Source organism: Mycobacterium sp. 852002-40037_SCH5390672 (assembly GCF_001665875.1).
Taxonomy (GTDB): domain Bacteria; phylum Actinomycetota; class Actinomycetes; order Mycobacteriales; family Mycobacteriaceae; genus Mycobacterium.
In genome coordinates, this window is the sequence record NZ_LZTA01000052.1 from 22,348 (window position 1) to 31,624 (window position 9,277).

The 9,277-nt window shown below is 69.3% G+C and carries 8 protein-coding genes; 4 read left to right on the top strand and 4 right to left on the bottom strand.

Features of this window, described 5'->3' with window-relative positions; translation table 11 throughout:
* Nucleotides 1-3: 3 nt before the first annotated feature.
* Genes A5782_RS09050 through A5782_RS09065 form a run of 4 tightly spaced genes read right to left on the bottom strand, consistent with a single transcriptional unit; the run spans nucleotide 4 to nucleotide 5,061 of the window.
* Entirely contained in the window at nucleotides 4-1,359 is a 1,356-nt protein-coding gene (locus A5782_RS09050) for a TIGR01777 family oxidoreductase (protein ID WP_067098193.1), read from the bottom strand.
* 21 nt (nucleotides 1,360-1,380) lie between these two features.
* Nucleotides 1,381-2,625, bottom strand: coding sequence for a glycosyltransferase family 4 protein (locus tag A5782_RS09055; protein ID WP_067098196.1), 1,245 nt, complete (start codon nucleotides 2,623-2,625; stop codon nucleotides 1,381-1,383).
* Nucleotides 2,626-2,638: 13 nt separating this feature from the next.
* Nucleotides 2,639-4,231 (bottom strand): glycoside hydrolase family 57 protein, encoded by a 1,593-nt coding sequence (locus tag A5782_RS09060; protein WP_067098200.1) that lies wholly within the window; start codon nucleotides 4,229-4,231, stop codon nucleotides 2,639-2,641.
* Nucleotides 4,228-5,061: a bifunctional 2-polyprenyl-6-hydroxyphenol methylase/3-demethylubiquinol 3-O-methyltransferase UbiG gene (locus tag A5782_RS09065; protein WP_067098204.1), complete on the bottom strand. Its 834-nt coding sequence runs from the start codon at nucleotides 5,059-5,061 to the stop codon at nucleotides 4,228-4,230. Before A5782_RS09065 ends, A5782_RS09060 begins: the two co-directional genes overlap by 4 nt.
* Before the next feature lie 229 nt (nucleotides 5,062-5,290).
* Here A5782_RS09065 and A5782_RS09070 point away from each other — a divergent pair, with 229 nt between their 5' ends.
* From A5782_RS09070 to A5782_RS09085, 4 genes are all read left to right on the top strand, one after another.
* Entirely contained in the window at nucleotides 5,291-6,082 is a 792-nt protein-coding gene (locus A5782_RS09070; RefSeq protein ID WP_067098207.1) for an electron transfer flavoprotein subunit beta/FixA family protein, read from the top strand.
* 40 nt (nucleotides 6,083-6,122) lie between these two features.
* Complete coding sequence (locus tag A5782_RS09075) at nucleotides 6,123-7,079, top strand: electron transfer flavoprotein subunit alpha/FixB family protein (protein WP_067098210.1); 957 nt, start codon at nucleotides 6,123-6,125, stop codon at nucleotides 7,077-7,079.
* Between the two features lie 356 nt (nucleotides 7,080-7,435).
* Nucleotides 7,436-8,311 carry a GNAT family N-acetyltransferase gene (locus A5782_RS09080; protein ID WP_067098213.1) on the top strand — a complete coding sequence of 292 codons (876 nt, stop codon included), beginning with the start codon at nucleotides 7,436-7,438 and terminating at the stop codon, nucleotides 8,309-8,311.
* Nucleotides 8,308-9,153 (top strand): 1-acyl-sn-glycerol-3-phosphate acyltransferase, encoded by an 846-nt coding sequence (locus A5782_RS09085; protein WP_067098217.1) that lies wholly within the window; start codon nucleotides 8,308-8,310, stop codon nucleotides 9,151-9,153. The genes A5782_RS09080 and A5782_RS09085 overlap by 4 nt, the downstream gene beginning before the upstream one ends.
* Nucleotides 9,154-9,277 lie beyond the last annotated feature (124 nt).

Here is a 9,277-nt window from a genome sequence, read left to right on the forward strand (position 1 = left end):
TCGTCAACCGGTGCGCCCCAACAGGTGCCGCAGCGCCCGGTCGAGGTCGGGCTGGCGGAACCGGTGTCCGGTGCCGGCGAGCCTGGCCGGAGCCACTCGCTGGCTCGCCGATGCCAGCTCGCGCGCACCCTGCCCACCCAGCAGTAGCCGTGGTCCCAGCGACGGCACCGGCAACGCCGCCGGCCGGTGCAGCACCGCCGCCAGGGTAGCGGCGTACTCGCTGTTGCGGACCGGCTGCGGTGCAACGGCATTCACCGGACCCGTCAGGGTGGCGTCCCACAGCGCGCGGTGATATACGTCCACCAGATCGTCGATGCCGATCCAGGACAGCCATTGGCGGCCGTCACCCAGCCGGCCTCCCAGCCCGGCGCTGAACAACGGGCGCATCAGCCTCAGCGTGCCGCCGGCGGGCGATTGCACGATGCCCGTGCGCACCTGCACCACCCGCAACCCCGCTTGCCGCGCGGGCGTGGTCGCCTGCTCCCAGTCGCTCACCACGTCCGCCAGAAATCCATCGCCGCGACCGCTGTCCTCGGTGAGGGTTTCATCGCCACGGTCGTATCCGTAGTAGCCGATCGCCGACGCCGAGATCAGTACGGCGGGCCGGGGATCACTGCGGCCCAGCAGTTCGGCCAGCCGACGAGTCGGGTCAATCCTACTGTCCCGGATAGCCTTTCGGTGTTTATCGGTGAACCGGCCGGCGATCGAGGCTCCCGCCAGATGGATCACCGCGTCGATACCGGCGAACAGGTGCGCGTCGGGATCATCGGGGTTCCACTGTCGCTCGTCGTTGCCGCGTGCGCCGTGCCGGACCAGCTGGATCACCCGGTGCCCGCCGGTGCGCAGGAAGGCGGTCAATGCCGAACCGACCAGCCCCGACGATCCGGTGACCGCGATCGTCATCGGTCGCAGTCCGTTCTGCGCGGCCAACCGGTGAGCCGCTAAATCGTCGGCCAGTTGCCGGTGCCGGTATTCGAACATGGGCCGCAACAGCGACCCCGGCACCGGCGTATCGACCCGGTCGATCACCCTGGTCCGGTTGCCGCCAAGGTCTTCGAAATCGTGGGTGTGGCGCCAGCGCACGGCAATTCGCGCCGGAAGCGCGGCCAGGCCGTCGCCGCCGATGGCGTCGACGAAACGCCGCGGCGGGTCATAACCGTCCGGCTGATGGACGGCAACCCAGCGCAGGCCCCCGGGCAGCGCCAGCGTGGCCCGCCCGTCCTTGAGTGAGGCGGCCTCGGTGATCAGGCGCATCGGCTGCCACGGCGGCGAGAGCCGGCCGAACGCCCCCGGCCTGGCATGCCATTCGAAAACGTCGGTGATTCCAGCGTCCACGACGCTCGAATAGTCCAGCCCCATTCCCCGACGGTAGGAAGGGTGCTACCGGTTCGGCAAGGCGTGTTCGACGATGGGTAACCGGGCCTGCGGCTGGCGCACCCCGCGCTTGGCCGACAGATACACCTGTGCGGTCTTGTCGGCCACCGTGCGCCAATCGAAATCCGACGTGAGCCGTTCCCGGGCCGCCAGGGCGCGCTGTTGCGCGGCCTGCGGGTCATCGAGCACGGTGCGCACCGCCGCGGTCAGCCGAGCGACGTCGCGAGGCGGACACGACACACCTGTCTGACCGTTGATCACCGCCTCGCCCAGGCCGCCGATGTTCGACGTCACCAGGGGAGTGCCGGCCGCGGCCGCCTCCAGGGCCACGATCCCGAACGGCTCGTAGTGACTGGGCAGCACCGCGGCGTCGGCACGATGCAGGACGGCCAGCAGCTCGGCGTGTTCGAGGTGTCCGACGAACCGGATCGCCTTGAGAACCCGGTGTTTACGGGCTTGTCCGACGAGCCAGTCCTGCTGAGTGCCCTCACCGGCGATGGTCAGTGTGGTACCCGGGTGGCTGCGTCTGATCCGCGGCAGCGCGGCGATGACGTCGTGCACACCCTTCTCGTACTCCAGCCGACCAAGGAAGAGCAGTTCGGCCGGCCCGGTGCGCGGCCGGCGCGCCGCGAACGGCCACCGCGCCGTCTCGATACCGTTGCAGATCACTGTGATCTCGGCCAGCCCGGGACCGAACAGCTCGGTGATCTCGTCGGCCATCGACGCCGAACACGTGATCAGCGAGTCGGATTCGCGCACCAGCCACGATTCGATCGCGTGCACCTGGCGGCTGATCGCACCGCTGACCCAGCCGGAATGCCGACCGGCTTCGGTGGCGTGAACCGTGGAAACCATTGGCACATCGTAGAATTGGGCGAGCGCGATCGCCGGGTGCGCCACCAGCCAGTCGTGGGCGTGCACGACGTCGGGCCGCCAGGCGCGGTTGGTGCCCGGTATCGTCAGGGACAGCCCGGCACGGATCATGGAATGGCCCATCGCGAGCGTCCAGGCCATCATGTCGGTGCCGAAGGCGAATTCGTGCGGGTCCTGAGCGGCCGCGATCACCCGAACGCCGTCGCTGATCTGGTCGGACGACGGATGGCTGCGGGGATCGGTGCCGGTGGGACGGCGAGACAGCACGACGACGTCGTGACCGGCGGCGGCGAGCGCGGTCGACAGATGATGCACGTGCCGGCCGAGTCCGCCGATCACCACCGGCGGGTATTCCCACGACACCATCAGGATCTTCATGCCGCGGCCCGCGTCATCGGGGCAGCCTACGGGCATCGAGGGCGCCGAAGAGCCCGTCGGCGCGGTTCCATCCCTCCGCCAGCCGCTGCGCGGTATCGCGCCGGCCGGATGCGAGCGCGCCGGCGATTTCGCGGGTGGCGTGCGCATGCAGATGGGCGCGGTAGCGGGCGTAGTCGGCGGCCGAGTCCTTGCTCACCATGAACGGCCAGTCGCTGGAAACGGTGAGCAACGTTTCGCGCAGGATCTGATCGGCGACGTGGTCGCGTGGGATGGGCCCATCCAGCGACGCCGTCTGGGACAGCGCCTTGTCGACGGTGCTCAGTGCCATGTCGACCACTTCGCTGTTCAGCGCGACCAAGTCGGCAACCTGGTCGCCCGCCCACACCTGCCAGTCCTTCCCCGATCCCCACGAGCTGGGCGGCAGGGCTACCGGGTTTCCGACGAAGCCGTCGGCGATCGCGTCGCTCAGCGTGCCCACCCGCACCCCCGCCTCGGGCAAGGCCCGCAGCACCCGCTCCAGCCAGGTCGGGCCCTCGTACCACCAGTGGCCGAACAGCTCGGTGTCGAAGGCGGCCACCACATGAGCGGGCCGCCCGATGCGCTGGGACTCCGAGAGCAGCCGGTTGCGGACCGTCTCGACGAAATCGGCGACGTGCGCGTCGACCGCGTGGTCGGCGCGCACTGGATCGTAGGGTGCCTTGTCCTCCGAGGGCACGTTGCGGCCGGTCACCCTGGCCGGCTTGAGGCCGGTGAGGTGGTCATAGGTGTGGAAATCGCGATATGCGGCATGCCCGGGATAGCCGGATTTCGGTGACCACACCCGGTAGCTGACCTGCAGATCGCGGCCGAAAGCGACCACATCGGTGTCACCGACGGGTCGGCCCAGCGCGGTGTCGCCATGCAGCGACGGGCCGTCGACCATGAAATGGGTGACACCCGCGGCGGAGTAGTCGTGCTCCAATCCGGGCGCGTAGGCGCATTCGGGTGCCCAGATCCCGCCCTGGCTTCGCCCTTTTCGCACCCCGAGGCGCGCTTGCGCGTCGGCCAGACCCTCGCGCAGCGCGAACTCGCGCAGCCGCGGCGTCAGCAGCGGCTGGAACGGGTGGGCCAGCGGGCCGCCGAGCAACTCCACCGCGCCGGCGTCGAGCAGCCTGCGCAGCAGCGGGCTGCCGCCGTGCCGCCACAGGGTGGCGAAATCGTGCAGGGCCCCTTCGGCCTCGGCAGATTCGCGAATCCCTAAGTCGCGCAATGCTTCCGGCGTGCATGACGGGTAGCCGGCCGACTTCGAACGGGGCGCGGCCCGCACGCTGGTGGCTTCCAGGGCGCGCAGACGCCAGTTCGCCAGCCAGTGATGCATGCCGTCCAGGCAGTACGGGTCGTCGAGCTGCGCGTGCACCACCGGAGTGACGCCGAGCGTGATCAGGCCCCGGCGATCTTCGCCGGCCAACGTGTTCAGCACCCGCATCAGCGGCAGGTAGGCCGCCGCCCAGGATTGATACAGCCATTCCTCGCCGACCGGCCAGCGGCCGTGGTGGGCCAGCCAGGGCAGGTGGGTGTGCAAAACCAGGGTGAACAGGCCGGGCACCCGGTTCTGCGGTGTGCTCACGGGGCTACCGCGATCGCGATCAGGTCGAGGCTGTCGTCGATGTGCCGGCCGGTGCCGGCGCCTTCGCCGGCCTCGACCAGGTCGAAGTCCTCGGTGGTGACCGCGGCGACGTCGGCCGCCAGCTCGGGCGGCCACGGCGCCCCGGGGTCGGCGGCCATTGCCAGCTGGATCTGCGCGTCGATGATCGAGCCGCCGTGGCGGGCATCCATCTCGCTGAGCCGCGGGCCGTGGAACAAGCCGCTGATCGACACGTCGGAGAAGCCGCCGTCGATGAGCAGCTCGGTCAGCTCGGCGGCGTTGAGTTCCCGGGTGTGGAAGGGATTGATCGGGGTGTCGCAGCCCGGGGAGAAGGTGATCCGGTTGGGCGTCGACATCAGCAGCAACCCCGACGGGCGCAGCACCCGGGCGCACTCGATGACGAATTGTGTTTGGTCCCACAGGTGCTCGATCACCTGGAAGTTGACCACAATATCCACCGACGAGTCGGGCAACGGCAGCTGCGCGAGGTTCGCCTGCATGACGTCGACCCGGGGGTAGCGGCTGCGGACATGGGCCACCGCGGCCTCGTCGTAATCGACGGCGATGACGCGGCGGGCGACACCGGCGATCAGATCGGCTCCGTAGCCCTCGCCGCAGCCGGCCTCGAGAACGTCAGCGTCCACGCACCGCTCGGCAAGCCGCTGGTAGACCACCTCGTGGCGGCGGAACCAGTAGTTCTCGATATCCAAACCCGGGATGGTGCGCTCACCGGTCAGCATCATCACCGCATCGCCCGCCGACCCGGTGTCGGCGGGGGTGTGCTGCGGGACGTCAGGGACCAGTGCGCTCATTGCATAGGCAGGCTAACGCGAAGTGTCGGATTCGCGAACCGGGGAAGTGGGCACCCCGCTTCTCGAGCGGCGGACGGGCTGCAAGAACGTGCACTACGACCAGCTATGGTGTGAAGGCATACCGCACAAAGTTACCGGGTAGTAACACGGCTGTGCGTTGCGACAAATGCCTACCGAGGTTTCGTAGTCGATTGCTGCGAGCCCCCTTCTAGGAGGACGAACCACACTCATGACGAACATCGTGGTCCTGATCAAGCAGGTCCCAGACACCTGGTCGGAGCGCAAGCTCTCTGACGGCGATTACACGTTGGACCGTGAGGCCGCCGACGCGGTGCTGGACGAGATCAACGAGCGCGCGGTGGAAGAGGCGCTGCAGATCCGTGAGCGCGAGGGCGGCGAGGGGTCGGTGACCGTGCTGACCGCCGGTCCCGAGCGCGCCACCGAGGCGATCCGCAAGGCGCTGTCGATGGGCGCCGACAAGGCCGTCCATCTCAAGGACGACGGCCTGCACGGCTCCGACTTGGTCCAGACCGGGTGGGCCTTGGCGCGTGCGCTGGGCACCATCGAGGGCACCGAGCTGGTCATCGCCGGCAACGAGGCCACCGACGGCACCGGCGGCGCGGTGCCGGCCGTCATCGCCGAGTACCTGGGCCTGCCGCAGCTCACCCACCTGCGCAAGCTCTCCATCGATGGCGACAAGGTCACCGGCGAACGGGAGACGGACGAGGGCGTGTTCACCCTCGAGGCCACCCTGCCCGCGGTGGTCAGCGTCACCGAGAAGATCAACGAGCCGCGCTTCCCCTCCTTCAAGGGCATCATGGCCGCCAAGAAGAAAGAGGTCACGGTGCTGACCCTCGCCGAGATCGGGGTCGAGGCCGACGAGGTCGGGCTGGAAAACGCCGGTTCGACCGTGCTGTCGTCGACGCCCAAGCCGCCCAAGACCGCGGGCGAGAAGGTCACCGACGAGGGCGAGGGCGGCAACGAGACCGCCAAGTACCTGGTCGGCCAGAAGATCATCTAGCACCCGACACCTCCGGACACACGAAAGAGCGAAATAACCCATGGCTGAAGTACTGGTGCTCGTCGAGCACGCAGAAGGTGCGCTGAAGAAGGTCACCTCCGAATTGATCACCGCCGCCCGAGCGCTGGGCGAGCCCTCCGCCGTCGTGGTCGGCGCCCCCGGGACCGCCGCGCCCTTGGTCGACGGGCTCAAGGAGGCCGGCGCCGCCAAGATCTACGTCGCCGAGTCCGACGACGTCGACAAGTACCTGATCACCCCGGTGGTCGACGTGCTGGCCTCGCTGGCCGAGTCCAACTCGCCCGCTGCGGTGCTGCTGTCGGCCAACGCGGACGGCAAGGAGATCGCCGGCCGTCTCGCGGCCCGCATCGGTTCCGGCCTGCTGGTCGACGTGGTCGACGTCAAGGAAGGCAACAAGGCGACCTACTCCATCTTCGGTGGCGCGTTCACCGTGGAGGCGCAGGCCAACGGCGACACCCCGGTGATCACGGTGCGCGCCGGCGCGATCGACGCCGAGCCGCAGGCCGGCGCCGGCGAACAGGTCACCGTCGAGGTGCCCGCCCCCGCCGAGAACGCCACCAAGATCACCGCCCGCGAGCCCGCGGTCGCCGGAGACCGTCCCGAGCTGACCGAGGCCACCATCGTGGTTTCGGGCGGTCGTGGTGTCGGCAGCGCGGAGAACTTCAGCGTCGTCGAGGAGCTGGCCGACTCGCTGGGCGCGGCGGTCGGCGCGTCGCGCGCCGCGGTGGACTCCGGCTACTACCCGGGCCAGTTCCAGGTGGGGCAGACGGGTAAGACGGTCTCGCCGCAGCTCTACATCGCGTTGGGCATCTCCGGTGCCATCCAGCACCGCGCGGGGATGCAGACCTCCAAGACGATCATCGCCGTCAACAAGGACGAAGAGGCGCCCATCTTCGAGATCGCCGACTACGGCGTGGTGGGCGATCTGTTCAAGGTCGCTCCGCAGCTGACCGAGGCGATCAAGGCACGCAAGGGCTGAGTTTCGCGGCCTGAAAAGCCCCCGGCACCGCGGTGCCGGGGGCTTTTTGCGTAACCCCTTGTGTCACATCGGCATCGTCGCGACACCATCAACCGATCACCGGATCCGCCAGCGCCCGTGCTAGCGAATTGCGCAGCGGCACAGCGTTTCTCCGGCCCCGGTTCCGGTGCTCGCTGGGCGCCGGTCAGCATCACAGCGCCCGTCATGCTCGTGCCCGAACGTCGTTGCTGCGGCCCGCCATGACGTCCGCGACCCACGAGACGCCCGCCTTTCCGCGACATTTCGTCATCTCACGTGCACCGACACGTCACAGCGTCGATGCCGACTAGCTCATCGACTACGCCACGTTAGGTCTCATGAGCATTGCTTCTGTCCTCATACCCAGCGACAAGCCGAGCGGGATGGCGGCCAGCAGTTCGGCCGCACCGCGCTACTCCCTGCTGCTGTCCACCGACCCCGGCATGATCGAGGCGGCGCAGCGACTCCGGTACGACGTGTTCACCAGCACGCCCGGCTTCGCACTGCCGGCGGCTGACCAGGAAAAACGGGATGTAGACAGGTTCGACGAATTCTGCGACCACTTGCTGGTGCGCGACGACGACACCGGCGAGCTGGTCGGTTGCTACCGCATGCTGGCGCCGGCGGGCGCCATCGCGGCCGGGGGGCTCTACACCGCCACCGAGTTCGACATCCGCGCGCTCGACCCGCTGCGGCCGTCACTGGTGGAGATGGGACGCGCCGTGGTGCGCGACGGGCATCGCAACGGCGGCGTCGTGCTGTTGATGTGGGCGGGCATCCTGGCCTACCTGGACCGCTACGGCTACGACTACGTGACCGGGTGCGTGTCGGTGCCCATCGGCGGCGAATCCGATGATCAGGCGCCCGGCAGTCAACTGCGCGGCGTTCGCGACTTGATCCTGAGCCGTCACGCCGCCCCACCGCAATACCGGGTGTACCCGCACCGGCCGGTGGTCGTCGACGGCACGGCCCTCGACGACCTTGCGCCTCCCGCGCGTCCCTCGGTTCCCGCGCTGATGCGCGGGTACCTGCGGCTGGGCGCCCGGGTGTGCGGCGAACCCGCGCACGACCCGGACTTCGGCGTCGGCGATTTCTGCGTCCTGCTGGGCAAAGCGCACGCCGACACCCGATATCTGAAGCGGCTCCGATCGGTGTCGGCGGCTTCGGAAATGACGGGGGCGGTGGCCAACGCAGCGGTGGGCGGCCAGCGATGAACGCGCTTGCGGGCACCGGGCACTCCTGGCTGCCGCGCGCGTCGTGCGATGCCGGCTGTGTGGGTGCGGGCGACGTGGTGGCGTCGCGGCCGCTGCTGGTGACGCTGCGGGTGACGCTTCGCCTCATGCTGGCGCTGCTGCTCGCGCCGGGGCTGCCGTTGCTGGCGGTGCCACTGCCGGGCCGCACCCGCGTGCAGCGCATCTATTGCCGCCTGGTGCTGCGCTGCCTGGGTGTCCGAATCACCGTGACGGGCAACCCGATTCGCAACCTGCGCGGGGTTCTGGTGGTGAGCCCGCACGTGTCCTGGCTCGACGTCTTCGCCATCGGTTCGGTGCTGCCCGGGTCGTTCGTCGCGCGCGCCGACATGTTCACCGGCCCGGCGACCGGGGTCGTGGCCCGCATCCTGAAGATCATCCCGATCGAGCGGTCCAGTCTGCGCCGCCTGCCCGGTGTGGTGGACGCCGTTGCCCGCCGGCTGCGCGCCGGTCAGACGGTCGTGGCGTTCCCGGAGGGCACCACCTGGTGCGGTCTGGATCGGGGCGCGTTCTATCCGGCCATGTTCCAGGCCGCCATCGATGCCGGCCGTCCGGTGCAGCCGCTGCGGCTGACCTACCACCACGTCGACGGAAGCCCCTCGACGGTGCCGGCCTTCGTCGGTGACGAGACCCTGCTGAGCTCGATCCGCCGGCTGCTCATCGTGCCGCGCACGCTGGCGCGAGTGCATGTCGAGTCTCTGCAGCTCCCGGGGACCGACCGGCGCGCCCTGGCCGGTCGCTGCCAGTCCGCGGTGGGTGCCGGAACCGCCCGGCACGCTGGTCACGGGCACGTGCTGGTGGCCTGAGCGAACCAGCGGGCCGGTATCGTGGTTCGCGTCATGGTCTACCTGGATCACGCCGCCACCGCTCATGGCGGCACGCAGTTTCACTTAGGACGCCCCCGTGGCGGCCAGCGTGGCCCGACGGGCC

Coding starts and splice junctions, on each gene's coding strand:
- A5782_RS09050 (WP_067098193.1), bottom strand. CDS start 1,359: ATGGGGCTGGACTATTCGAGCGTCGTGGACGCTGGAATCACCGACGTT.
- A5782_RS09055 (WP_067098196.1), bottom strand. CDS start 2,625: ATGAAGATCCTGATGGTGTCGTGGGAATACCCGCCGGTGGTGATCGGC.
- A5782_RS09065 (WP_067098204.1), bottom strand. CDS start 5,061: ATGAGCGCACTGGTCCCTGACGTCCCGCAGCACACCCCCGCCGACACC.
- A5782_RS09070 (WP_067098207.1), top strand. CDS start 5,291: ATGACGAACATCGTGGTCCTGATCAAGCAGGTCCCAGACACCTGGTCG.
- A5782_RS09075 (WP_067098210.1), top strand. CDS start 6,123: ATGGCTGAAGTACTGGTGCTCGTCGAGCACGCAGAAGGTGCGCTGAAG.
- A5782_RS09080 (WP_067098213.1), top strand. CDS start 7,436: ATGAGCATTGCTTCTGTCCTCATACCCAGCGACAAGCCGAGCGGGATG.
- A5782_RS09085 (WP_067098217.1), top strand. CDS start 8,308: ATGAACGCGCTTGCGGGCACCGGGCACTCCTGGCTGCCGCGCGCGTCG.